The 25,836-nt window shown below is 58.0% G+C and carries 18 protein-coding genes and 2 pseudogenes; 14 read left to right on the top strand and 6 right to left on the bottom strand.

All coding sequences use genetic code 11. The annotated features are described in order from the left end of the window. Positions 1 to 160 precede the first annotated feature (160 nt). The 4 genes from ONR75_RS24775 (at position 161) to ONR75_RS24765 (ending at position 4,096) form a co-directional block, all read left to right on the top strand. On the top strand, positions 161 to 712 hold the full coding sequence (locus tag ONR75_RS24775) for a hypothetical protein (RefSeq protein WP_265079581.1): 552 nt from the start codon (positions 161 to 163) through the stop codon (positions 710 to 712). 376 nt (positions 713 to 1,088) lie between these two features. After that, positions 1,089 to 1,628 (top strand): class I SAM-dependent methyltransferase, encoded by a 540-nt coding sequence (locus ONR75_RS32940; protein WP_413776384.1) that lies wholly within the window; start codon positions 1,089 to 1,091, stop codon positions 1,626 to 1,628. 171 nt (positions 1,629 to 1,799) lie between these two features. Next, positions 1,800 to 3,014, top strand: coding sequence for an O-antigen ligase family protein (locus ONR75_RS24770; RefSeq protein WP_265079580.1), 1,215 nt, complete (start codon positions 1,800 to 1,802; stop codon positions 3,012 to 3,014). Between the two features lie 62 nt (positions 3,015 to 3,076). Further along, positions 3,077 to 4,096 (top strand): hypothetical protein, encoded by a 1,020-nt coding sequence (locus tag ONR75_RS24765; RefSeq protein WP_265079579.1) that lies wholly within the window; start codon positions 3,077 to 3,079, stop codon positions 4,094 to 4,096. Here the strand turns inward: ONR75_RS24765 and ONR75_RS24760 are convergent. Together ONR75_RS24760 and ONR75_RS24755 are read right to left on the bottom strand one after the other, a co-directional pair. Then, a complete protein-coding gene (locus ONR75_RS24760; protein ID WP_265079578.1) occupies positions 4,044 to 4,415 on the bottom strand; it encodes an FkbM family methyltransferase in 372 nt (123 codons plus the stop codon). The genes ONR75_RS24765 and ONR75_RS24760 overlap by 53 nt on opposite strands. Positions 4,416 to 4,417: 2 nt before the next feature. After that, a complete protein-coding gene (locus ONR75_RS24755; protein ID WP_265079577.1) occupies positions 4,418 to 4,807 on the bottom strand; it encodes an FkbM family methyltransferase in 390 nt (129 codons plus the stop codon). Between the two features lie 177 nt (positions 4,808 to 4,984). On the opposite strand from ONR75_RS24755, the gene ONR75_RS24750 reads away from it, so the two are divergent. The 3 genes and pseudogenes from ONR75_RS24750 to ONR75_RS24740 all read left to right on the top strand — a co-directional run bounded on the left by ONR75_RS24750 (position 4,985) and on the right by ONR75_RS24740 (position 8,163). Then, entirely contained in the window at positions 4,985 to 6,025 is a 1,041-nt protein-coding gene (locus tag ONR75_RS24750; RefSeq protein WP_265079576.1) for a glycosyltransferase family 2 protein, read from the top strand. 424 nt (positions 6,026 to 6,449) lie between these two features. After that, positions 6,450 to 7,246: pseudogene (locus tag ONR75_RS24745) on the top strand (glycosyltransferase family 4 protein). Between the two features lie 44 nt (positions 7,247 to 7,290). Beyond that, positions 7,291 to 8,163 carry a right-handed parallel beta-helix repeat-containing protein gene (locus ONR75_RS24740; RefSeq protein WP_265079574.1) on the top strand — a complete coding sequence of 291 codons (873 nt, stop codon included), beginning with the start codon at positions 7,291 to 7,293 and terminating at the stop codon, positions 8,161 to 8,163. 367 nt (positions 8,164 to 8,530) lie between these two features. Here ONR75_RS24740 and ONR75_RS24735 read toward each other — a convergent pair. Continuing rightward, positions 8,531 to 9,630 (bottom strand): IS3 family transposase gene (locus tag ONR75_RS24735; protein ID WP_265079573.1). Its coding sequence is split into 2 segments (ribosomal slippage): positions 8,531 to 9,378 and positions 9,378 to 9,630, totalling 1,101 coding nucleotides; the frame shifts between segments, so codons are not numbered across the junction. Between the two features lie 539 nt (positions 9,631 to 10,169). On the opposite strand from ONR75_RS24735, the gene ONR75_RS24730 reads away from it, so the two are divergent. From ONR75_RS24730 to ONR75_RS24720, 3 genes and pseudogenes are all read left to right on the top strand, one after another. Further along, positions 10,170 to 13,280: an Ig-like domain-containing protein gene (locus tag ONR75_RS24730; protein WP_265079572.1), complete on the top strand. Its 3,111-nt coding sequence runs from the start codon at positions 10,170 to 10,172 to the stop codon at positions 13,278 to 13,280. 296 nt (positions 13,281 to 13,576) lie between these two features. Beyond that, a pseudogene (locus ONR75_RS24725) lies at positions 13,577 to 15,335 on the top strand (type I secretion system permease/ATPase). Continuing rightward, complete coding sequence (locus ONR75_RS24720) at positions 15,332 to 16,645, top strand: HlyD family type I secretion periplasmic adaptor subunit (RefSeq protein ID WP_265079571.1); 1,314 nt, start codon at positions 15,332 to 15,334, stop codon at positions 16,643 to 16,645. The pseudogene ONR75_RS24725 and the gene ONR75_RS24720 overlap by 4 nt, the downstream one beginning before the upstream one ends. Before the next feature lie 127 nt (positions 16,646 to 16,772). Here ONR75_RS24720 and ONR75_RS32585 read toward each other — a convergent pair whose 3' ends face one another. Both ONR75_RS32585 and ONR75_RS32580 read right to left on the bottom strand, forming a co-directional pair. Then, on the bottom strand, positions 16,773 to 17,321 hold the full coding sequence (locus tag ONR75_RS32585) for a hypothetical protein (protein ID WP_320109654.1): 549 nt from the start codon (positions 17,319 to 17,321) through the stop codon (positions 16,773 to 16,775). Continuing rightward, complete coding sequence (locus ONR75_RS32580) at positions 17,312 to 17,575, bottom strand: metallophosphoesterase (RefSeq protein ID WP_320109653.1); 264 nt, start codon at positions 17,573 to 17,575, stop codon at positions 17,312 to 17,314. Before ONR75_RS32580 ends, ONR75_RS32585 begins: the two co-directional genes overlap by 10 nt. Before the next feature lie 223 nt (positions 17,576 to 17,798). On the opposite strand from ONR75_RS32580, the gene ONR75_RS24710 reads away from it, so the two are divergent. Together ONR75_RS24710 and ONR75_RS24705 are read left to right on the top strand one after the other, a co-directional pair. After that, positions 17,799 to 18,122, top strand: a complete 324-nt coding sequence (locus ONR75_RS24710; protein WP_265079570.1) for a hypothetical protein — start codon at positions 17,799 to 17,801, stop codon at positions 18,120 to 18,122. Then, positions 18,092 to 18,424, top strand: a complete 333-nt coding sequence (locus ONR75_RS24705) for a hypothetical protein (RefSeq protein WP_265079569.1) — start codon at positions 18,092 to 18,094, stop codon at positions 18,422 to 18,424. The genes ONR75_RS24710 and ONR75_RS24705 overlap by 31 nt, the downstream gene beginning before the upstream one ends. Positions 18,425 to 18,527: 103 nt before the next feature. Here ONR75_RS24705 and ONR75_RS24700 read toward each other — a convergent pair whose 3' ends face one another. Further along, positions 18,528 to 24,116 carry a DUF4082 domain-containing protein gene (locus tag ONR75_RS24700; protein WP_265079568.1) on the bottom strand — a complete coding sequence of 1,863 codons (5,589 nt, stop codon included), beginning with the start codon at positions 24,114 to 24,116 and terminating at the stop codon, positions 18,528 to 18,530. A gap of 459 nt (positions 24,117 to 24,575) precedes the next feature. On the opposite strand from ONR75_RS24700, the gene ONR75_RS24695 reads away from it, so the two are divergent. Both ONR75_RS24695 and ONR75_RS24690 read left to right on the top strand, forming a co-directional pair. After that, positions 24,576 to 25,049, top strand: a complete 474-nt coding sequence (locus ONR75_RS24695; protein ID WP_265079567.1) for a hypothetical protein — start codon at positions 24,576 to 24,578, stop codon at positions 25,047 to 25,049. A 187-nt stretch (positions 25,050 to 25,236) separates the two neighbouring features. Beyond that, entirely contained in the window at positions 25,237 to 25,803 is a 567-nt protein-coding gene (locus tag ONR75_RS24690) for an acyltransferase (RefSeq protein WP_265079566.1), read from the top strand. Positions 25,804 to 25,836: the final 33 nt, after the last annotated feature.

The following is a 25,836-nucleotide window of genomic DNA, read 5'->3' as shown; positions in this document are numbered from 1 at the left end:
CCTCTATATTATGAAAATGCTAAGGAAAACAGCTGACTCTTGCGCAAATGCTCGATGTTGCCATTAAATTTCATCCGCTTGATTAAATTATCGCTTTTCACGCCCGATTAATAGCTTTAATAATCTAGTTAATTGGTGAGACGAACGAGTGGTTCCGGGGATGGCTGTTTCCTTAAGGGTGATGACTGCCGGCGCCTGGCCTGATCTGGCGCGATCAATCCGTATGCTTGTCGCTGTCGCAAGCTATGGGACCGGCAATGACCAATATCTTCAGAAACTGATATCGACCTATCGCTCGATGACGATCGACGTCGATATTGTTGTGCTCTCGAACGTTAGCAAGAACGCTGGTGATGGCGTCCGTTGTCTGGTGGGGCTGCCGACCAAGAACCCGTGGTCATTGCCTTTCGGGCACAAGAAGCTGTTTGCTGAGAATGTCGACCGATATGATCTTTTCCTGTATTCTGAGGATGACATTCTCGTTACGGAACGGAATATCCGCGCGTTCCTCGAAGTATCCCAGGCGCTGCCTCCGGACGAGATCCCCGGCTTTCTGCGCATTGAGCAAGATGCGGATGGCCATGTGAACTACCCCGATTGGCAGGGGTATTTCCATTGGGATTGTGCGTCCGTTCGATCACGGGGGAGTATGTCCTCGCGCACTTCACCAATGAACATGCCGCTTGCTACGTTCTCACACGATCGCAGTTGAAGGCGGCAATAGGTTCTGGCGGCTATTTGGTCGCGCCGCATGAAGGGAGATATGATCTTCTTTGTACTGCTGCGACGGACCCATACACCCAGTGCGGGATGAAAAAATTAATTCCCGTGTCGCATGTCGATGATTTCATTGTCCATCACATGTCAAACAGGTATTTTAAACTCATTGGCATCGGATCGGTTGAGTTCAAACGTCAACTGACCGCGCTATTGACGATTGAGCGCGACCGAAAACACTCCGTTTCGCTTGTCAACACTGATACCAGGCTTACTAATGGATTGTATTCAAAAGGCTACTACGAGCCCCGGAGCAGCGATGTTCTCTCCGCAGTCCCGCCGTCGGTGAAACGCGTCTTGTCGGTGGGCTATTGTTCGGGGGTAACGAACTTGCGCTGACCGAGCGAGGCGTAGATGTCACGGCCATTCCTCTTGATGCGATTTGTGCGGCAAACGCTGTCGCAAACGGTGTGCGCGTAGTCGAGGGAAGTTTGGAAGAAGCATGCTCTAGCCTTGGCTCCGAAAAATTCGATTGCGTACTGTATCTCAACGTGCTCCATCTCTCGGAGAATCCACCTCAGATCATCTCGCTCCTTCGATCTGTGTGCGATCCGGGCGCGTCCATCGTCGTGCAATGCCCCAATATGCTAAGCGCTCAAGCGCTTCGACGGAATCTTCGCGATCGGCATTTGTTCAGCTCGCCTGACTTTGCCACGTCGCGCGCTCACAGAACGTCGGCCGCTATAGTCCACGACTGGTGTCGATCGGCGGGCTATGCGGTGGAGCGAACAAAGGGAGTGAACGGTAGGCCATTCGCTGGGCTTCGCGGGAGGGCCGGCAGCTTTTCCGATCTATTGATGTCGCCAGAGTTAGTCATCACGGCGAGGCAAATCGGAGGCGGGAATCCGTGAGCCCGGTGATGATATCGCGATTGGTGGGAACGGAGTGGTCATGATCGCACAACGCTCCCACTCGGTCGGGCTTCATCTGAACCATCCGCGATGTCGCTCGGGGGTGTTCGACATCGCTCGGATGTCAAACGTGAGAGGCATGACGTTGCGATCTGGCTCCTGCTGATAGGAATGATCCTGCCTGCTTGGGAAATGCAGGTTCAGATTGCCGGAGGAAAGTTTACAGTTGGAAGGGCAGGAGTCGCAATTCTCCTCATTCCCGCGCTTTTCCTGTTGTTGCGGCGTAACCGCCGCTTCCTGGTGGCAGACTGGTTCGCCGCCATGACTGCTGCCTGGGGTATCGCAGTCTCCGTCTATTCCCACGGTTTCACCTATTTGGCGACGGCCGGGGCCGTGAGCCTGGAATTCTTTGGAGGGTATGTTGCGGGCCGCGCATATTTGACCAATGTGCGCTCACTCGCGACGTTCATTCGGATCCTCAAGATCCTGATGCTGGCGGCGTTGGTCTTGGCGCTCGGGGACAATGTTACCAATAGCTGGATAACCCATGATATCGCGGGCAAGGTATTCGGGATGCCCGCGCTGCAACCCGTCTTCCGTGGCGGCATGATCAGGGCGACGGCGAGCTTCGACCATCCCATTCTGTTCGGAGTCTTCTGCTCGATCGTCGCCGGCATCTTGCTGTTCTGGGAGAAGACGTCGGCGCGGCGAATCATGTGGGTAAGCCTCTGCTTGGCTGGGTGCGTGCTATCGCAGTCATCGGCGTCTTTCATGTGCCTCATGCTGATCATTGCGGCTTATTCGTACGATCAGGTCATGGGTGATGTACCCGCACGGTGGACCGCATTCTGGTTGTTTGTGTTCGCGTTGTTCGTTGCCGTGATCGTCGTGACGGATAGTCCTCTGGGCTGGATCATCTCCCATCTGACACTGGATCCCGAGACAGGCTATTATCGTATTCTCATTTGGGAAAAGGCGTTCCAGTTCATCTCATACAACCCAATCACCGGCCATACCGGTCCGTTTGGCGATCAGATTCTGGACGCGACGATCGACTCGATCTGGTTGGTCTTTTCATTGGGGTATGGCGTACCGATGGTCGTCCTCCTGTTCCTGACCAATGTCGCGTCCATTGCCGCGGGCGGGAAGCATACCGCGAAGACGGGTCCACTTCAGGCTCGCATGCGTCTGGCGTTTAGCATCGTGCTCATCATATTTATGTTCGCGGGGCTGACTGTCTACTTCTGGAACTATATCTGGATATTCTGGGGAGTCTGCCTGGGCATCCGAACGTCGCTGGGCGAGTGGGCCGACCATGTCGAGGCAGGTGAGCCTTGGCGAGACCGACGTGAAACGCCTCTACGGGTGGGATCGGCGCTAACATGATAGTCTGTATCGCAGAGGACCGTGCTGCTTCGGAGGTAGCCGTAAAATTGCTGATACGCAGCATGGCGGAGCACTGCGGCGCGCTACCGACTGTATTGTTCTATCCACCCGCGGACGACTGCATCAAGGATTGGCTGAAAGACTTTCCGAACGTGCAATTGGAGACCAGGAGTCTCAGCCAGCGCGGTGGCTGGAACATAAAGCCGGACGCCCTGCTTGATTTGCTCAACAGAGGACATCAGGACGTCCTGTGGGTCGACTCTGACATCATCGTGACGCGTGACTTCCTTGACTTCTTCGATCACCTTGAGCCAGAGACATTGGTCGCGACTGAGGAGGCGCTCTGGGGGAGCTATTTGGACAGCGACGCCAGACGCGCTAGGGCGTGGGGGTTCGAGGTCGGAAGAAATCTGCCTTTCACGGTAAATACAGCGGTCCTGCGCACGACTCCCGCCCATATTCCCCTGTTGGAGCGCTGGCGTTCGCTGCTTGCTGACGATGTTTATCATCAGGCGCAACAGCTAAAGCCGGCCGATCGGCCGGATCACTTGTTTGGAGACCAAGACGTATTGTCTGCTCTTCTGACCAGCGCCGAATTTTCACATATCAAGCTGAAGTTTCTAATGCGTGGCACCGACATTTTGCAGTATTTCGGTCCCAGTGGGTATACCTGCGCGGAAAGGGCGCGGAACATCCTTCGCGGTCCTCCTCGCTTCGTTCACTCCCAAGTGTTTAAGCCGTGGATCAAATTCCAAAGCTCCGAGAAGCCGTATGACTGGCGGACGTCGATGGATCTCCTGTATCTCGATCTATCGCCGTATACGCTCGCCGCAGCTCGCTATCAGCACGAAATAAAGCAGATGCGCGCATGGGCCCGGCCGCATTCCATATTGGCGCGTGTGCTGAGGTTCGCGGGGCTCTTCTATCCGCCATTGGTCGGCTTTCCCATCGCGTTCATCGCCGATGTGATCCGGCTCGCGGATCTGAAAGTCGCGAAACAGCTATATTTCCGAGCGACCGCGCCAAAAGCTACACGGGACGAACGAGTGTGTCACGTTGACGAACGTTCAAAAACCACGTGAAGGTCATGGGCCGCTTTGCCTCGCCGGGGCGAAACGCTCCATTGATGAAAGTAAAGGGCGCATAGCCCTGTTCTGAAAGGAGTTTGGTGACTTCATGCGACGGGAAAGCGCACAGCAATACTGGATTGCATGCCTGTAAAGTGTGCCGGGCACCTCTCAGAATATCGAGTTCAGCGCCCTGCGCGTGAATCTTGATGAGACTCGGAGCGAATTCGTATGAATCAAGAGTGTCGCACCTTACAGAATATTCTTCTACCGACAGCTTTCCAGCGTCGAACTTATACATGCGACCTGGGTCGTCCAGCCAGTCGGTGGCCATTTTCAGACTTGTCGCAGCCATTCCGTCGCAATTCCATCTACCGTATCTGGGCGAAAAAATGTAATGCTCGAGCTTTTGCTGCCAAGGGCGCGGTCGAAAAATGTAACGGATGGGTCGTTGCGGTAGCGCTGACTGAGCCTCTGCGCGCAGTTCGGATCTGGCTCAAACGCGACAATCCTGCTCTTCGGTGCCCATTTTCTTAGAGCGGAGATACTTTGTCCGCGATTGGCGCCGACGTCGATGATCAGACCCGTATCGATCCGGAGGTGGGCGGCGCCGGCATATTCGGGCTTCGCAAAGGCCGATGCAGTCACATCCATTGCACCGAAGCGCAGCCGAGCCAATCCCGGGACATGGGCATATAGGTAACGTGCGAGAGCCTTGGTACTCATGCAATTGGCCCTGTATTGCGGCGGCGTGCGTCGCGGAATTCGTCGAGCGCGCCAATATTAATATACGAAAATTAATGTGAATAAATATTTAATTTACGGTATCATACACATCGCTCCGGAGTTTGAGCGGGGGGACAGCGTCGTTCGCGCTGACGCATCGGTTTCGAAGCTTCGCGGGTGGAAGGTGAAATCATGTGCCCAGATGTGGCGGAAGTCGCCATCCTCGTCGTCGGCTACCGTAATGCAGCGGATATTGTCGGCTGCCTGGCCGCGCTGTCCGAAGCGGCGATCTCTCCACGGTTCGATGTTTTCATTTGCGAGAACGGAGGTCGAGACCCCTTTCTGCAGCTGGTCGAACAACTGACCGCGGCGCGGATATGTGAACGGTCTTCGAAGCCGTGCGACCTGAATCACGAGTTCGCAGAGGTCGAGTGTCTCAGACTGCGGGCACGCGCGGCCAAGGTTTGGGTGGCCCGTGCGCATTCAAACCTTGGCTACGCTGGCGGGATCAATGCCTGGCTGCGCCCATTGACCTTAGTTGCGGGTTGGAACGGAATATGGGTGCTGAATCCCGACACTGTGCCACAGCCGAATGCCCTGGCGGAACTCGTCGAACGCGCCGAGGGTGGAGGCAAAGCGATGGTAGGCAGCACGATTCTGGAAGCTGGAGAGGACAGCCGCGTTCGCTTCAGAGGAGGGCTCCGCTGGCAGACGTCATTGGCAAGGGTTGTGGCGATTGGATTGGGTGACTCGCTGTCCGCGGCACACGATCCTTCGGCTATCGAAGCGGTGATGGACAGCCCGTCAGGCGCGTCGATGTATGTGACACGATCATGTGTCGAGCACATCGGGCTGATGGATGACGCGTACTTTCTCTTCTATGAGGACATCGATTGGGGTGTCAGGGCCAAACCACTTGGACTGGGATACGCGAGCAACTCTGTTGTCGGCCACAAGCGCGGTACGACGACAGGATCTTCTGGAACGCTGAAATCGGTTTCGGGGCTTTCGGTCTATCTAGAGCATCGTAATGGGATTCGCTTCGTGCGGCGGCATTTCCCGCACACGGTTTGGTTGAGGCTTGCGATTTCCTGTTGCTATGCGCTCAGATTTCTTCTGGCGGGATCGCCACGTAATTTTGGATTTGTAATTTCGGGATTGGTCGCGGGTTTACGCGGCGAAACCGGTCGGCCAAAATGGCACAGCGAGCCAGGATGAGAGGTGCGGCGATGGGCTTCGGCCCGAGGGATCCCCTTAAGTCCAATCGAATAGTGAGCCCTGGTCGAATGGTTGCTGCACTCGATGTATTTCTGCCGCTACCTCTGACGAAGCGTGGTCCCGCATATACATGCGGAATGTTGGCGCGTGAGATGGCCGGAGATGACCTTCAGATTCGAATTGTTACTCCACGCGCCCGGTCTCTTCCGGTGTATCCTGCAACGATATCGCAGACCCTACCCCTATGGGCGAGGTGCGTTCCATATCGGTGGGTTAAGCAGCGCGCCATCGATGAGTTCGACAGCCGGTTTCTTTCGCAGTTTGATATGCGTGAACATGACACGCAGGAGTTTACGTGTGGCCCGACGCCAAATTGGAGACAGTTACCAAATTGCGCGATGCCGGCTTGAAGATTTTTCGTGAGATGATCAATTGTCATCGAGGAACCGCAAAGCAGGTACTCGACGACGCGTATCGCCGCATTGGTATTACTCCCAGTCATGGCATTTCCGGATTTTCAGTAGATCGCGAGCAGGAATTGCTGGAAGCGGCGGATTATATTTTTTGCTCGAACGTTATGGCCGAGCAGTCGATGGTCGACCACGGAATCGAAGGCAAGAAGATACTTAGCGCCAGCTACGGCTGGGATCCGCAGAGGTTCTCGGGTCAACATCGTCTGCTGCCGCCATCTGATGGAATAACATTCGTCTTTGTCGGATCGATTTGCGTACGAAAAGGGTGCCACCTTCTGCTGGAATATTGGACGCGGAGTAAAGTGAAGGGGCAATTGGTCCTGGCTGGCGAGATCGAGCCAGTAATCCGAACTAGATTTTCGACCTTGCTGGATCGCGAGGATGTCATCGTACTCGATTTTGTGGATGATATCGGCGCGCTTTATCGTTCAGCAGACGTGTTCGTCTTTGCCTCACTGGAGGAGGGGGGCCTCAGGTCACCTATGAAGCATGTGGCTGTGGATTACCTACGATCACGACCCCGATGGGCGCGGGCAGGGTTGTTCGCCACGGCATTGAGGGATTTGTTCTCGATCCATATGATCGGTCCGGCTGGGTGGCAGCCCTCGATGCCTTGGCCAGTGATGCAGATCTCCGCACGCGGATGGGGCGATCTGCCGAACAGCGTGCGCAGCTGTTTTGCTGGGATGCGGTCGCCGAGCGACGGAAGTGCCAGATCCTGCAATGCCTTGCGCGAGAAGTGAGCTAACGTTACGGGGGCATTGTTGATAAAAATCCTAGGAGACGATCGCTATGAGTGGTCCGATTCAAGCGGCTTTGCGCTGGTTGACCATTGGTATTGTCGCCGTGGTTGCTACGGTCGTCGAAGCAGGCCAGGAACGCGATCATGAGGGCGCAATCGAGGCGCGGAACTTTCCCGACGCGACGAGTGCCGGTGTACCTGCTGGCATATCGCTCAGGCAGTCAGGCGGACTAACGGTCACAACGGCTGGTGCGATGATCGAGGGACTCAACATTGTCGGGCAGGTCGTTATCAATGCGCCCAATGTGACGCTGCGCAACTGCAAAGTCACATCGAATTCGTTCGCCGTGATCCTCATCAAGGATGAGATCAGCGGGACGCTGATCAAGAATTGCGAGATCGATGGTCAGGGCGCTGGTGGTCAGGGGATTGCGGGGCAGGGAACATTTGTTGCCAATAATATTCACGACTGCGCAGATGGTATCGATGTTCGCGGCAACCATACGCGCATCCAAGATAACTTCATCCATAGTATGCGCGGAACGGAGAACTCGCATTTTGATGGCATTCAAGCAGATGGAAAAATTTCGGATCTGATCATAGAACACAACACTGTCATCAACGAGTTCGCGCAAACCTCTGCGTTGATGCTCGACAATTATTGGGGGCCGATTGATAATGTCAGGATTGAGAACAACCTTCTGATTGGGGGCGGGTATACTGTGTATTTGAACGAGGTAGGGAAGGGGCAACCGGGTGGCGGCCCGATGACGAATGTCGTTTTTGTCAATAACGTCCTCGGGAAGGGGCGCTGGGGATATTGGGATCTGAGATCTCAGCTCGGCAACAGGCCGACTTTGTCAGGAAATCTGGATAGGGTATCCGGTCGGCTACTGCCCGGTCAGGTACGGTTTGCTCGATGAACCTCGTGTGAGCAACTCTGCAAACACTACCGGGGCATTTGCAATGGGACGGCGCGCGGAGTGTGGCGTTGAGGGGCATCCGCGATCTTACGGTGCGTATTTCAAACCGGCGGGACAGTGGTTTCGCAAATCGACGGACAGCACCTTCGCTAGAGTCCGATTTCCGTTCTATTGAAACGTTTAGAATTCAGGGCGAGGTCTTATTCGAGTGGTGGCTATTTGGGGGCTAGCATGGATGCCAAGGCTTATTCGCATGATCCGAATGACCCGCCCCTGAACTTTCATCCAGCGGCGATTAGAGTCTCGGCGGGATTGAAGTGCTCCCCAAAACTAGGCCAGCCGGAGCTGGAATTTTCCGGGGTTAGGCTCATGCCGGCGGGGGCGCCGATGAGCCATTCAACAGCGATATCGGCGCCTTGTTACCGATCCCGCTATGTGGCCGGACTTCGTTGTAGTCTCTACGCCAATCCTCCATTTTCTGCCGTGCGTCGTCAAGGCTCAGGAACCAGTGCGTGTTCAGGCATTCGCTTCTGAACTTGCCGTTGAAGGATTCGATGAAGCTGTTGTCCGTCGGCTTGCCTGGCCGCGAGAAGTCCAGCACGACGCCCTTCTGGTAAGCCCAGATATCGAGATCGCGAGAGATGAACTCTGATCCCTGGTCGACACGGATGGTCTTGGGGTAGCCAACGGTCTTGCAGATGCGTTCCAGCGTCAGCACAACGTCCTCGCCACGATAACTGAAACGCGGATCGACGGCGGGCGAAAAACGACTGAAGGTATCGACGATCGTCAGCACGCGGATCTTGCGGCCAGTGGCGAGCTGGTCGTGAACGAAGTCCATTGCCCAGCTCTCGTTGACCTGGACAGCATCTGTTCGATCCTCACGCAGCTTGGCCTTCACGCGACGCTTCGGCGTTTTGTTGCGCAATTGCAGGCTTAACTCCCTATAAAGGCGGTAGACACGCTTGACGTTGACGTCCCAGCCCTCAGGCAGCAGGAGGACATGGACCCGGCGATAGCCGTATCGCACCCGCGTCTCGCAGATCTCCCTGATCCGGCTCTTGAGAGCGGCCTGGTCGCCGCGCTTCGATTTGCAGACGTAAAGTGCGCGATCGATCCGGAGCGTCGAACAGCCTCGCCTGATCGAGACCTTCCAGTCGCCCCGCACCTTGTCGACAAGCTCACGCTTGCGGCCAGGCTTCAGAGCTTTTTTGAGAGCACATCCTGCAGCATGGCTTTGTCCAACGACAGATCGGCGACAATCCGCTTCAGCTTGCTGTTCTCCTCCTCAAGCTGACGCAGTCGCTTCATCTCTGAGGGCATCAGGCCCGCATACTTCTTCCGCCAGTTGTAAAACGTCGCCTCGCTGATCCCGGCCTTGCGGCAGACCTCTGCAACTGCCGAGCCGTCGTCCGCCTGCTTCAAAACGAATACGATCTGTGCCTCTGGAAATTTCGATGCCTTCATGGGACTCTCCTCGTCCCCGGTCAGGGGATCATAAATGGAAAATTCCAGTTCAGACTGGCCTAATTTGGCGGGGGCAGGTCACCCTGAAAAAATGTCGAAGGTGAATAAAATACGACCTAGATGACGAATTGAATTTAAAGTGCAAGTAAGAAGTGTCTGCCATACTAAGTTGAGCCGGTTAAAGTTTAAGCTCTTATAAAAGAGAAGCCGCTAGTCTGACCGTCGCAATCCGTTTGTCCCAAGTATTTGGACCGGCTTTTTTGTGAGATATCATGAAATAATCGGGCGCATTATAAAATTGAAATATCGTTTAATTCCGACGTGGTCTAAACACTCGATAGTTCTAAAATGACCCTTCTGAGGCCGTTCTGTGGTCCCAAAAAAGCCGCCGCTGCTCGGTCACTTCGACCAAGCTATCCGATCGAGCCGCGTAGGGACTGGTTGCACATTCATCGTATGCCCGGAGGGACCCGGGTAAATAAATACGAAAAGGGAATGTAGTCCCTCTTTTACCAAGTGCAGACATATGGAGAATTGTCTTGGCTTTATTTCCTGATGCAACGAATACCGGCGTTCCGGCGGGTGTGACGCTGACGCCGTCTGGGGACCTCATCATCAACACGCCGGGTGCTGTGATCCAGAACCTGGATATCAAGGGTCAGGTGATCATCAACGCCGCGAACGTCACCCTTCTGAATTGTAAGATCGCTTCTAACGCCTTTGATGTCGTGCTGATCAAGGAAGGTGTCACCGGCGCAGTTATCAAGAACTGCGACATTGACGGTCTTGGATCCGGCGGGCAGGGAATTGGCGGCCAGGGGACATTTGTCGCTAACAATATCCATGATTGTGCGGATGGCATTGACGTTCGCGGCGATAACACGGTCATCCAGGACAACTTCATCCACAATATGCGAGGCACGCCGGATTCTCATTTCGATGGTATTCAGGCTGATGGTGGCTTTTCGAACCTCGTTATCCAGCACAACACCGTGATCAACGAGGAAGGCCAGACCTCAGCGATCATGTTGGACAATTATTGGGGGGCGATCAACAACGTCCTTATCGATAATAACCTCCTGATTGGCGGCGGCTACACAGTTTATATCAACGAAATGCTCAATCAGGGCGGTGCCGTAACCAATGTCACGTATAGCAACAATCATGTAGGCAATGGCTATTGGGGTGATCTAAATCTCGTTACCCAACTTGGCAATCAGCCGAAGATGAGCGGAAACGTGAGTGACGGTGCGACAATCGTCGCCGGGTTGACAATGGACGGCCAGCCACCGGCCTCGACAGGCCAAACACCGGGTACGCCGGTCATTTCGTCGTTCTCGAATGACAGCGGAGTGCAGGGTGACGGGATCACCAACGACAATACCGTCACTCTGAACGGCACGGCGGTTCCAAACAGCACGATCAAGATACTCGACAGCACCAAGCAAATCGGCACCTCCACTGCTGACGCCAGCGGGAATTGGACGTTCAGCAGTTCCGCATTGACCGACGGGAGCCATAAATTCTCGGCAACCGCGACGACTTCCGCAGGAACGAGCGCCTCATCGGTTGCGCGTACTGTGGTGATAGATACAGCCGCTCCGGTCGCGCCGACGATGGCCGTGTCCACTTCGGCCGCGGCGCTCGCCTCCTCCCATGTGGCAGTGCTCACCGGCAATGCGGAAGCCAACAGCACTGTGAAGGTGTTCGACGGCGCCACGCAGATCGGCACTGCGACGGTGGGCAGCAACGGTGCTTGGACCTTCACCACGGGGAATCTTGCCACGGGCAGCCACAGTTTCATTGCCAGGGCGATGGATGCGGCCGGCAATACCGGAAACGCCTCGGCGGCTGTCCCCGTGACCATTTCGACCCCGACGACACCGAAGCCGGACGCTCCGACGGTCACCTCCTTCTCCAACGATAGCGGTACGAAGGGAGATGGCATCACCAACGACAATACGATCACGCTGACCGGGACCGCCGCAGCTAACAGCACGGTGAAAATCTCCGACGGTTCCACCCAGATGGGCAGTGTAAAGGCAGATTCCAGTGGATCCTGGAGCTATATCACGTCGGTCTTGACCGATGCGAAGCATACATTGACCGCGACGGCGACGAACAGCTCGGGACAGACCAGTGCCGCGTCTTCGGCCGTCGCGATTACAATCGATACCAAGGCTCCAGGCGCTCCGACGATCGCCGCAGTCGGATCGGTGAGCGCGGCGACTGCGGCCAGCGCGCAATCAACGTCCATTGCCAGCGGGACGACCGTGAACCTGAAAGGCACGGCGGAAGCCAAGAGCTCGGTCGCCATCTATGAGGGCGCTACTAAGATCGGTAACGTTACGGCCGGCACGGATGGCGTCTGGAGTTTTTCCACCGATAGCCTTTCCGCCGGCCAGCATACGCTGACGGCAAAGGCGACCGACGTCGCCGGCAATGCCGGGGCGACGTCTGCCGCAGTGAAGGTCAGCGTCAGCGCGCCGACCCCAACTCCGCCAGCGGCGCCCAAGATCGCGTCCTTTTCGAATGATACTGGCAAAGCGGGCGATGGCATCACCAGCGACAATACTCTGAAGCTGGATGGCACCGCGGCTGGCAACGTCAAGGTCACGATCTACGACGGCGTGCAGAAGCTCGGTACGGTCATGTCCGACGGCAGCGGCGCGTGGAGCTTCACGACTGCCGCAGTGAGCGACGGCTCGCATAACCTGACCGCCAAGGCAACCGATAGCGCAGGCCAGACCGGCGCGGCATCGTCGGTGACCAAAGTCACGATCGATACTCATGCGCCTAACGCGCCGACGCTGGGAGTCTTCTCGTCGGACGGCAAGGCGCTCAGCGGCTCGACGACGGTGGACGACTTCCTGCTGAAGGGCACGGCCGAGGCGAACAGCCTCGTCAAGCTCTACGATGCAGGCAAGCTGGTCGGTTCAGCGAATACCAAGAGCGACGGCACTTGGAGCTTCGATACGGGGCATTTGTCGGACGGCGATCACAAATATGCGGCGATCGCCTCGGATCTCGCTGGCAATGCAAGCGCGGCATCGGCGACGAAAGCGATCTCCGTGATCGATCCTCCGGCATCCTCGGAAGGGATCGACTTGACCAAAGTGTATCAAGGGTCGAATAACTCGTTTGTTATCAAGGGAACGGCCGATGCCTACAGTCAGATCAAGATCTTCGACGCGTCCAAGGAAATAGGCACGGTGAAGGCGAATGCGGACGGTAATTGGTGTTTCGGTACCGGTGCAGTGTCACCGAGCTACGTGCACACGTTCTCGGCCAAGGAGCTTGATAATTCCGGACATGTGGTTTCAACTTCGGGAAGTGCAATTGTCGGAACTTACGGCGCAAATACGCTCAAGGGGACGTCGGGCGACGATATTTTCACCGGCAACGGACATCCCGATACATTCGTTTTCACGCCGAATTTCGGGAACGATACTATCAAGGATTTCCAGGCGAGCGGTTCGGCGCATGACGTCGTGCAATTCAGCAAGAGCATGTTCGACAACTTCGCCGATATTTTGTCTCATGCTACGCAAAGCGCCCAGGATGTCGTTATCACGTCGGGCCACGACACGCTTACGCTGAAGAACACGCAGCTAGGGGCGCTGGATAGGTCGGACTTCCACTTCGCTTGATTATCTTGGGCGCTCGTTTTGCCCGATAGACTAGCTGACGCATCGATCTGAGGGGCTCTGGATCGATCTATCGTGAGGGGGACCATGATGACCACCTTTGGAAGGCGGGGGAGATGCCCCCGCCGGAGCGGGCACGATTTAGAAAGGCTCCTCGCTTTGCAGAGTTCTCGCGATTTTTCGGCGCGGGTAACAACGCGAAAGCGAAGCAGCCAGCCGATCGGAAGTCGCCGATGCCTTCGAATGGGGCAATCCCCAAGCCGCCTTCGAAGCGCAAGACATTCCTGAATGTGATCGAAATGGCCCGGCTGAAAATATTCTCGGGCAAAGCCCGGCCGGGGGACGACTATGCCGTGCCAAGGTCGGAGCTCGCGGGCTTTCTGAGCTCGTGCCGCCAGATTTTCTGGGCCCTGACGATATTCAGCGGCGTCAGCAATATCTTGATGCTGACAGGCTCGTTTTTCATGCTGCAGGTCTATGATCGTGTCCTGCCCAGCCGGAGCGTGCCGACGCTGATCGCCCTGCTCGCGCTCGCGATCCTGCTCTATCTTTTCCAGAGCGGGCTTGATCTCATTCGCGCCCGCATCAGCGCGCGCATGGGGCGCCACCTCGACGAGATGCTCAGCGGCCGCATATTCGATGCCGTTATTCGTCTCCCGCTGAAGACGCGGGGGATGGCGATGGCCTGCAGCCTGTCCGTGATCTCGATCAGGTGCGGAGCTTCCTGGCGAGCGGCGGTCCATCTGCGCTGTTCGACATGCCATGGATGCCGGTTTATCTCGGGATCTGTTTCCTATTCCATTTCTGGATCGGCGTGACCGCATCGGTCGGCGCTCTGGTTCTTGTCGCCATCACGATACTGACCGAAATTCGCTCCCAGGAGCCCGCCAAGGCCTCGGCGCGGTTCGCCGTCGTGCGCAACTCGTTGGCGACCGAGGGGCGGCGCAATGCCGAGGCCCTTCACGCCATGGGTATGCGCCGGCTGGCTGCTGCACGCTGGCGTGAGGCTAATCAGAGATATCTTGCGGCCAACGAAGCTGCGAGCGACGTCGCCAGTGGGCTGGGCGGTACGTCGAAGGCGTTTAGGGCGATCTTGCAGTCCGCCGTTCTGGCGGTCGGAGCGTATCTCGTCATTAATCAAGAATCGACGGCAGGCATCATCATCGCCGGCTCGATCCTGACATCGCGAGCTTTGGCGCCCGTCGAATTAGCGATCGCCAATTGGAAGGGATTTGTGAGCGCGCGGCAATCGGGACAGCGGCTCGAACAGCTTCTGACGCTGTTGCCGAAGGAGGAGGAGCCGCTGGCGTTGCCGGCCCCCGTCGAGGCGATTGCAATGGAACACGTCTATGTCAACGCGCCGGCGTCTGATCGGGCCCTGCTCCACGACGTCTCTTTCAGCCTGAAAAGGGGCGAGGGCCTCGGCATCATCGGCCCGAGCGGATCCGGCAAGTCGTCACTGGCACGAGCGCTCGTCGGCGTGTGGCCGCAGATGCGGGGCAAGATCACCTTGGACAATGCCGCCCTGGGGCAGTGGTCCTCGGAAGCGCTGGGCAAGCATATCGGTTATCTGCCGCAGGATGTGGAGCTGTTCGACGGCAGTATCGCCGTCAATATCGCGCGCTTCGATCCCAATGCCAATCCCAAGGCCGTCCTCGCCGCAGCGCGCGCCGCAGGCGCGCATGAGCTGATCCTTTCATTCCCTGAGGGCTATGGCACGAAGATCGGGGAGAACGGTATGGCGCTCTCGGCTGGCCAGCGACAGCGCATCGGGCTCGCGCGCGCGTTCTACGGCGACCCGTTCCTCGTCGTTCTAGATGAGCCGACGTCCAATCTGGACGCCGATGGCGAAGCCGCATTGACCGAGGCCATCCTGAACGTGCGTCGTCGCAACGGCATCGTCGTGGTGATTGCGCATCGGCCGAAGGCGCTGGATGGCGTCGACCACGTTCTGGTGATTGCAGGGGGCAAAGTGCAGTCCTTTGGCAGCAAGGATGACGTGCTGACGAAGGTACTTCGGGGGCACCTCCGTTGAAGGTGGTGGGAGATCGCGGATGACTAATGCGGGTACTCCGGCGCTGCATTCGATCCAGCGTTACATCATCGGCGGCGCGATCTTGGTCGTCCTGGTCACCTTCGGGATCGGCGGATGGGCCTCTACCACCGAGCTGTCGGGTGCGGTCGTCGCGCAGGGCGTGATCGTCGTCGATTCGAGCGTGAAGAAGGTCCAACATCCGACGGGCGGCATCGTCAGCGAATTGCGTGTAAAGGAAGGCGGCCGGGTCAAGGCCGGCGATATCCTAGTGCGCCTCGACGAGACCCAGACCCTTGCCAATGCGACTATCATCATCAAGAACTTCGATGAATTGCAGGCGCGGCAGGCCCGTCTGGAAGCGGAGCGCGATGGCGCAGACCAGATCATTTTCCCGGGTGTGCTCGTCGAACGCGCAAAGGATCCGGCATCTGAGGCAGCGCGCGCGATCGCTGCCGAGCGGAGCCTGTTCGATCTGCGGCGGCTGGCGCGTAGCGGACAGAAGGCCCAGCTCAAGGAACGCAGCTCCCAGCTCCAGAACGAAATTTCAGGTTATACGGGTCAGCTCGAGGCCAAGCAGAGGGAAGTGAACTTCGTCTATCAGGAGCTTGAGGGCGTTCGCACGCTCTGGCAGAAAAGTCTGGTGCCGATTACACGCTTGACCGCACTCGAGCGAGATACCGCACGCATTGAAGGCGAACGCAGCCAGTTGTCCGGAATGATCGCGCAGGCGAAGGGCAAGATCTCGGAGATCGGACTCCAGACCATTCAGATCGATCAGGATCTCCGCACCGAAGTCGGCAAGGACCTGATCGAGACACGCTCCAAGATCTCGGAGCTCTCCGAGCGGAGGACCGCCGCAGTGGATCAGCTGAATCGCATCGACATTAGGGCGCCTCAGAACGGACGTGTTCACCAGTTGACGGTCCATACGGTAGGTGGCGTCATCTCGCCCGGCGAGCAGATCATGCTCATAGTGCCCGACAACGACACGCTGGCGGTCGAGGTGAAGATTACGCCGCGCGATATCGACCAGCTCTATATCGGGCAATCGGCGTTCCTGCGTTTTGCCGCCCTCAATCAGAGGACCACGCCGGAGATCGAAGGCGATGTCGTCCTGGTTTCGGCGGATCTCACTCAGGATCAGCGCACCGGCACGAGCTACTATACTGCGCGCGTCTCGCTCAAACCCGATCAGGTCGCACGGTTGGGAGAGGCCAAGCTGGTGCCGGGCATGCCGGTCGACGTCTTCATCCAGACGCCCGGCCGGACTGCGTTCGCCTATCTGATCAAACCGCTCAAGGAGCAGGCCGAGCGCGCGCTCAAGGAACGATGATGCTGGGGCGGCGCCTCCGGCCCCCGACCGCAGCCGTAGCTAGAGGTGACGCATCGTTCCCTAGCGCATGGCTCCTTGCGGAGCCTGCGGGCTACGGTGCCTCCAAGGCATCGCTTCGATACCGTCGTCATGCTTTGCTTGCACGTCCTTGACTCGCGTTCTGCTGCCTGCAGTCCAGTCGCGGATATCGACTAGCGGCACGATATCCGGCCCTTCGATCATGACGCAGCTCAAACGTCCCGTGGCGAAGGCTCCGGTATCGATGTTCACCCGATTTGACCGGACGTCGGGTTCGTTGACCGGCGTATGTCCATGGACGACGAATTTCTCGAACGGCGAGCCGTGATGCAGGAAGTCTTCGCAGAATCCAAAGCAGGTCGTCCTCGGTCTGCTTGCGCAATGCGATTTCCGGACGAATTCCCGCATGGACGAAAAAGAAATCGCCACAGGTGAAGGACAGGGGCAGCGAATCGAAGAAAGAGAGATGCTGCGGTGGTAATGCAGCCAGCAGTTCCTGCGACAGTCGCTTATGGTCGCCACTGCGCTGACTAAGGGAAGGTCTCAGCCCGTATGATACCAGCGTCTCGAGACCGCCCAGAGATCGCCAGTCGCTCAAAGACTCAGGCACGTCGAGGAAGCGCCGGATGAAGGTCTCGTGATTACCCTTCAGGAACACGACTTCTCGCAACCGCGCACAGGCCAGTAGCAGATCGATTGTCCCCCGGAGTCCGGTCCGCGGTCGATATAGTCACCGAGGAAGACGATGATCGAACGAGCGCACAGATAAAGCGAAGCATCGGCTTCGATCTGCGCGAGTTGAAGTGTGAGAAGGTCGGTGCGCCCGTGGATGTCGCCGATCGCGTAGACGCGAATACCGTCCGGCAGGCTTGCTTTCCTCGAAATTTTCGTTTCGCGGGAACGTTTCCACACAGTCGGTTCCTGTCGGCATGGGGGCGTTCAGCCCGATATCGGCAACAAATCAAATCTAACGGATCATATGTCAATATAATATCAAATAAGCCGAGCTCAAGAATTTAAATGATGAGCCTGAATAGGTGGCGTCCTTGGTGCGAATGCGCCATTTAAATTTCGGTTAAGGGTTAATGGCCATACTCGGTGCGTCGCAACTTGGTCACTTGGTACTGGTATGACAATGTCGACAGCATCTGACGCGCAGCATCAGGGGTTCCTTGCGATCGAAGCCGCCGTGAAGGAAACAGCGCGGGGCCGCGCGTTTCTTGCCAATTATGCGCGGCGCGTGCAGCAGTCCGATGCGCTGACCGCACTTGCAATGCTCGGCCGGCTGGAGCGGCTGTCCGATGAACTGGCGTCGCGCCTGGTTGAACTAGAGGCGGGCAAGGTCTTTCGTGCAAGCCAGCCAGCCCCTCTAGCGCGAGCCGTTTGCAGCAGCGGCCAGCGCCGGCTCCAGCCCCGGAAGCGATATCCATGGCGGGGATGGACGATCGCCATCCCTTGAGTGATCGGGCTGCGGAAGTCCAATCCCATGCGTATCTGAACGGGCGCGATGGCGAGACGACGCAGCGCATCCACGAGCTTGCCCTGGTACTCGGCAGCCTGCACCGTCATGCGGTTCAACTAGCCTCTCACGGCGATGATGCCGACGCGGGAAGCGGTTTGGCATCGTCCATAGAGATCGACGCGCGCGCATTCGCCCCTCCAGATCCGGCCCCAGCGTCGTTCCGACCTGCACTGAATCAGGATCGCGAGGATGAAAAAGTGCTCGACAAAATCGCGCTGGCGCTTGCGCCGGCGCCCTAGCATTTCGCCTGCCGCGACCTTGCTGTATCCGATCGCGCCTGAGATCGCCGCTTAGTTCGCAGACCTCCGACATCTGCAGCCGACATCTCCCAACTGGATCGCTTTAGGCCGCCAATTGGGGCCGGAACAGCACGTCCACACCGTAACTCGTGGAATTGTAGGTGTTGGACGGGAAGAGCGAATTGGTCCCGTATGCATATACGCCGTTGCCGCCGATTAACGACGTCGAAGGAGCGGTAAGGGGTCCATTAGCGACCGAGTTGGCGAAAAGTCCCGGATCAGCAGAGTAATTGCCGGACGTATGATACGACGCGATGTATGTGGAGCCCGGCGCAATCGACACTGGCGTTGCGAAATCCACCTGTTGCCAGCCGCTCGCGGTTTCGTTGGTAAATGTCGCTGTGGCGAGCAGCGTGCCGGTGGCGGTCCAAAGATCGGCCATGTGAGTGCCGGTATTGAGCTCGCTTTTGTAGAAGCGGATGCCGGTGATGTCCCCGTTCGTCGATGCCTGGAATTTCAGTCCGAGCTCGACCGGGTTAGGATCGTTGACGGAGACTATGCTGGGTGCCGAGTTGGCGCTGAATAGGCTCACGGTGGTCGACGGATCGGTGACGTTCAACGTCACGCCAGCGCCAGCGGTGCCGCCCTGGCCGTCCGAGATCGTATAGCTGAAGCCGGCCGCTCCCACATATCCCGTGGTGGGAACGAAAGTGATGATGTGGGTCTGCGCATCGAAAGCCGCCGAGCCGTTCACCACGTCGCTGATGCCCGTAATCGCGAGGCTGTCATTGTTCGGATCGCTATCGTTCGCAAGCAATGCGGAAGCATTGATGGAGAGAGTCGCATTCTTTGCAATCGTAAATCCGCCGTCATTGATCGCGATGGGCGACTGGTTGGCGCCACCGCTCGCGGCGCTGAACAGGACGTCGACCCAGTAATTCGTTGCGCCGTAAGTGGAGGTCGGAAACAGGTTACCGTTGCCATAGGAGTAGAGGCCATTTCCGGAAGCCGGCGCTGTCAGAGGACCGGTGGTATGCGCAGCGGCGAAGTAACCGCTGGTCGATGCGTAATGCCCGTTGCTGTGATAGCTGGCCAAGTAGGTGGTGCCAGCCGTCACCGTGACTGGACTGCTGAATGTGACTGTCTGCCAGCCACTGGACGTTTCGTTGGTGAAGGTGGCGGTCGCCAGCAGCGTGCCAGTGCTCGTCCATAGCGAACCGGTATGCGTTCCGGTATCGCCAGCACCCTTGTAGTATCGAATTCCCGTGATGGTGCCGGACTGTGACGTCACGAATTGCATGCCCAGATTGACCTGAACCGAATCCGGATCGGACAGGTTTGCGGGCGTATCCGAACTGGAGAACAGGCTCACGCCGGTTGCGGGCGGAATGACGTTCAAGCTCACACTCGCGGTCGCCGAGCCGCCATTTCCGTCGGACACGCTGTAGCTGAAGCTTGCGAGGCCAACATATCCCGCGGTCGGAACAAAGGTGATCGAGTTAGTTAGGGCATTGAAGGTCGCGATACCATTCGTCCCGCTCCCGGACACGATGCCGGTAATCGTCAGCGCATCACCATCCGCATCGGTGTCATTGGCCAGGAGGCTGGCTGCCTGGATGTTGAGGGCACCGTCCTGAACGGTAGCGAAACCGTTGTCAGTGTTTGCCACCGGGGCATGGTTCGGAGGCGCCGTGATGTTGAGGCTGACCGTACCGCTTGCGATGCCGCCATTTCCGTCGGAAATGGTGTAGATGAATGACGCAAGACCGGTATATCCTGCTGTGGGCGCGAAGGTCACGGTGTTGGTCTGCGCATCAAAGCTTGCAGTGCCATGAACGCCACCGCTGACGCTGGCAATGGTCACCGTGTCGCCATCGAGGTCGGTGTCGTTCGCAAGCAACGCGGAAGCGGCGATGCTCACGACTGTGTCCCGGACCGTGCTGAAGCCGTTGTCGTTGGTTGCAACCGGGGGATTGTTGGACGAAGCGGTGACAGTAAGATTCACGGTGCCGTTCGCCACGCCGCCTTGACCATCCGAGACGGCATAGGTGAAGGAGGCGGGGCCAGCATAGCCTGGTGTCGGCGTGAACGTGACCGAATTCGTGTTCGAGATCCAGGCTGCCGTGCCGTTGACGCCGAGGCCCGCGCCAGTGATCGTCAGGGTGTCGCCATCGGCGTCGGTATCATTAGCGAGCAGGTTGACGGCAGCGATGGTAAGCTGCGTGCCCTGCGGCGTGGTGAAGCCGCTGTCGTTCGTCGCAACAGGTGTATGGTTCGTCGTTGTAGTCGACCCCGAATTCAGGATGACGTCGACCCAGTAATTCGTCGAGCCATAGGTGCTGGTGGGGAACAGATTGTCGTTGCCATAGGCATAGACACCGTTCGCGCCGCCGGTTGCCGTCAACACGCCGCTGACATGATCGGACGTGAAGTAGTTACTGGTGGACACATAGTGACCATTGCTGTGGAAGCTAGCGACATAGGTCGTCTGCGCCGTGATCTCCACGGGACTGGAAAACGTCACCGTCTGCCAGCCGCTCGCGGTTTCGTTCGTGAATGTCGCGGTGGCGAGCAGGGTGCCGTTGATGCTCCAGAGGGAGCCTGTATGAGTGCCGGTGTCGTTGACGCCTTTATAATACTTGATCCCGGTGATGAAGCCCGATGACGACGACATAACCCGGACGCCGAGATTGACCTGGGACGTGTCGGTATCGCCGAGCGTCGCCGGCGTGTCGGATGCGCTGAACAGCGTGGCGTTGTTCGACGGCGCAGCGACGGACATGTTGACGATCGCCGAGCCTGTGCCGCCCCGACCGTCGGAAATGGCATAGCCGAACATGGCCGAACCGGTATAGCCGGCGTTAGGCGTGAAGGTGATGATGTTGGTCTGGCTGTCGAAACTGACCGTTCCGCCCGAGGCCGAGCCGACGCCGGTGATCGTCAGGATATCGCCATTCGGATCGGTATCGTTCGCAAGGAGCTGCGCGGCGGAGAAAGTCGTCACAGTGTCGCGCGTGACGGTAAAGCCATTGTCATTCGTGCCGATAGGCGCCTGATTGACGGTGTTGATGGGGCTGAAGACGACGTCGATCCAGTAATTGGCGCCGCCGGATGCCTGTGTCGGGTAGAGGGTGTCCTCACTATAGGTGTAATAGCCGTTGCCCGCGGCCGCCGTCAGCGGGCCATTCGTGTGCGCCGACGTGAAATAGTCAAGCGAGTCAGCATAGTGGCCGTTGCTGTGGTAGCTCGCGGTATAGGTCGTTCCGGCGGCAATCGATACCGGCTTCGCAAATGTCACGGTCTGCCAACCGCTCGCGGTTTCTTGGGTGAAAGTGGCGGTGGCAAGCAGTAGGCCTGAGCTGCTCCAGAGCGAGCCGGTATGAGTGCCACCATCGCCGACGCTCTTGTAATATTTAAGCCCGACGATGGTGCCCGCCTGAGATGACGTGAAGCGAACGCCGAGATTGACGAAGCCGACGTCGCTGTCGGTCAGGATGACCGGCACGTCAGAGGGAGCGAAAAGCGAGGTTGTCGGGGCTGCGGCGACGGTTATCGTCGTTCCAGCACCGTAGTGTTCCATATTCACGCTGTCGTCGACGGCGCGAGACAGGATGTTGTAAGTACCGCCGGCGAGCGGGGTCCAACTGTAGGTCCAGTTTTCGATGCCGGTGGCGCGGTGCCACGACACGCCGCTATCCGTCGAGACTTCGACGACCGCAAGGATGCCACCGCCGTTGTCAACGGCGGTACCGGTGATCGTAATCGGCTGGGCCGCGGTGTATGACCCGCTCGCAAGAGGCGACGTGATGGTCGACGTCGGAGCGGAGTGGTCCGTCGTCTGCGAGGCGATGGCGAGACTTGCCATCAGCGTTTGCGGCTGAATGCCCATGTCGGCAAAGAGATTGACCATTGCCTGCTGGACGTTCGGATCGGCCGGCGTCGCCTCGTTGTCGTGATGCGAATCCAGACCCCACGTCCAGTAAACGGTGCCGGCACCAAAGACCAGCGCGCCGCTGGTGGGATCGCGATACAGGGTGAGGCTGTGGGTGGCCGTTCCGGGTCCGGTCGTGTTGCCGTTGTCCAGCAGCAACGTGTTGACGTCGACAGTGGTTGACGACAGCGCGATGAGGCCGGCGGGGCGGAAGCCGTTGTCGACGTCCGAATCCCACTCGTAACCGAGAAGGTTCGGCACAAGCGAATAAGTCTGCCCAGATTGGATATTACCTACCGCCGTGTTGTTCCAGAAGCGAAATTGCGACAGATCGTAGGGGATTTGGATGGTGTCGAGGCGATAGGAGTCCACCGTGAAGATAGTTCCCGTCAGGGCATTCTCAGGCATACCGGCGCCGTATTGCGGATCGCGCCAGGTGCCGGTAGTGTAGCCGGGATCGGTGTCGTCGTTGGACCACGTCTCCTTGTAGGAGACGAGCGTCTTGTAGGGCGTCCCGGAGCCATCGATGCTGTTTTCCCACCGGAACTCCCAATAGACTTCATTGCCGCTCAGAAACGCGAGGTTGACGCCGGAATCGCGGGCGGCTTCGACATTGGCGCGCTGGTCGGCTGACCAGTATTCGTCGTGCCCGACAGACAGAAACACTTTGCTGTTGAGCAGTTGCGCGCCATCGCGCGCGGTGTCGATGCCGGAAATGTAATTGATGTCGTATCCGTTCTGCTCGAGCCAGCGGATGGCCGGATATTCAGCGCCGAAGATAAAGTCCTGCGGCCCGGCCGAATAGCCGCCGTCGCGCGTGATGATTGGCCGGTTGTAGCTTACCGCGCTCGCGCGGCCCGCATGGCCGGCTGCATCGATGCCGCCGTAGAGATTGTAGCCGCCCCACCAATTATATGCTTGCCAGGTCGTATCGGAGGTCTGGAATGTGATGTCGCTGGCGACCTCATCGTCTCTGACGATGAACGGGATGATGTTCTGGCCGCCAGTATCTAGACGAGTGAGCTCGGCAAAATAGACGCCGGACACGGCATCGGCGGGGATGTCCCAAGAGGCCGACACGGACCAGTTCCCGGCATCGACGAGCTTCGTGGCCGGGTCGAACAAAGGCACAGGCTGAACCTGGGCCGTCGTGAGGTTGCTTGTGAAGCTGGTCATGAGGCGAGCGCCGTCGCCGCTATAGTAGCCTAGCCTGTAGATATCGACTCGATAGTTGGTGGCGTCCGTGTTAATCTTGAAATCTACCCGCTGGCCGTGGTCGATCGTGAATTGGGCGGCAAATCCCTCGATGCTTGAGTCGGCTTGGTCGATGAGCCAAACGCTCTCTGGCGTGCCGGGCTTCATGTTTTCGCTGACGATTGAATTGAGTGCTACTGTCTGCAGGGCAGCCGGCGTGGGGCCGCCGCTAATTGCCGCAAAGGACGGCTCCGGGTTTGGCGTCGGCCCGCTTTGTGTCGGCGCATCGGTCGAACGCGCCTGCAAGGTCATGGGCGTCAGGTCGATGACGAGGGGCGCGATATCTCCAGGTGCGCTACTCGCTGTATTGTAGTATTCGAGGATCTTGGGCGCATACCCGGACGGCGTGCCGTCGGCCTTTGTCGATCCGCCGACCCGGATCGAGCAAATCGTACAAGCCCGTCCGGTACATGAACCGCAAGGCGTCTGCAGGGATTCCTGCTGCCACTGCGTCATCCACGTATCGACGCTTGAGCTCGCGGTGCTTGCTCCAACGGAAACCGCCATCTTCATCTCCCTGCGCCGACCGCCAATTTAAATTTTGATAAATCCGATTTTATAATAAATATTAAATATGTCACGCGATAAATTAAATTGATCCCACACTTTCGGTGCGCGTTCGAGGTATTGTGAGATGCTGCGCAACGCCGCTCCTAAGCCCGTTCTGACGGTCATGCACGCCTCAAAGGGCGAAATAGAGAGAATACACGAGGCTCTCTATTTATTGACTTATTTAAAATTAAATGACTTGATGTGGCGCGATTGGGGGCGCGCCGTGGGCAGTTTGAGGTCGGGAAGTGGCACTGCGTCGCTGAGGGACTGTCGGCTATGATGTTGCAGCGGAAACTATTGAAAGCGATTGGCCGACGATCACCGAGGCTGAAGTTCGAGAATGATGTTTAGATGCGACGAGATCATCAACCACGCCAAGATCCGAGGCCCGACCACGTCGGGGGCGTAGTTACCTTGCCGGAGAGCGACGGTCGGTCCGACATTGCTCCGGTCCCCACGCCGTCGCAGGGCGGCCCGAACGATCAACTGAATCAACTGAATCTGAGCGTCGCCGAGATCGCGGTGATGTGGATCTTGCATCGCGGGGCCTCGCCACCAAAGCCGCAGCGGTCTCTGGCCCGGGATATCGTCGAGTTCTATCCCGTCGCCCTGGATGTGATCTTGCGGGCGGAAGGCATGCGCGACGCCAAGCAGTCCGATCTGCGGCTAGTTTACTTCAAGGGACTGATCGTGGCTCAGACGCATCCGAAGCCTCAGATGGTCGATGCCGTGAGGCGCGCGGACCGCGCGTTGGAACGCGGCAGTACATCAGTGGAACGGCTTGATACATCCGCGCGGCGGCCGGCTGCGGGCCAACCATCAGAGGATCAGGACACCCTGGCCCATATCTCGGATGCGCTGGGACGTCCCTCCCGTTCTTCGTATTGAATGGCGGGCGTCCGGTTTGCGAGCGACCTCCAGACGAGCGGCGATGGCGATGCGGGTGCCGACGAGTTTGGGGAGGCCGGCGCGACGAAATGCGTGCGGCTTGGGCTTCGTGAGGCGCCCCCTGGAGGCGGGCCGATTAGTCCTGGCCGTGAGCCGGTATTTCCGCACGTGCGAAGGAGTTTTCTGGATGAATTACGACTTTAGCAATGGTCGCGAAATGGCTGAAGAGAAAGAGGCCGATGAGTGGCTGATGCGTATGCGGCGCTATCTGCGCGTGCTGTCACGTCGCAAGAAGCAACAGTTCAACCGCCGGGTGTCCATCGGCGATCTGTTGAGCGAACGTGCGGACAACGCTGCGTCCTATGGCTTCGGCGAAGGTACTACGATGTACGATAACGTCCTGGTTCTCGGCCAGGTAGAGGTCGGCCGTCATACCTGGATCGGTCCGGGATGCGTTCTCGACGGTTCGGGCGGCGGCCTCCGCATCGGCGACCACTGCTCAATATCGGCGGGCGTCCAGATCTATACGCACCATACCGTACAACGGTCGCTGTCGATGGGCGTCGAACCCATCGGCTATGCGCCGACGAGGATCGGACACGGGGTCTATCTCGGGCCGAACGTCGTGGTTCAGATGGGCGTCACGATCGGCGATCGAGTCGTTGTCGGCGCAAACTCGTTCGTGAACCGCGACGTCAGCGAGGGACTGAAAGTGTTTGGTACCCCGGCTCGTGTCAGGGGAGCGTCCAATTGAACTGCAGTCGTCGATTTTATTTCAGAATGAATA

The sequence above is a fragment of the Rhodopseudomonas sp. P2A-2r genome, from assembly GCF_026015985.1.
In the GTDB taxonomy this organism is placed as follows: Bacteria; Pseudomonadota; Alphaproteobacteria; order Rhizobiales; family Xanthobacteraceae; genus Tardiphaga.
Note: the sequence above shows the minus strand (reverse complement) of the source record. Positions and strands in the feature narration are given on the sequence as shown.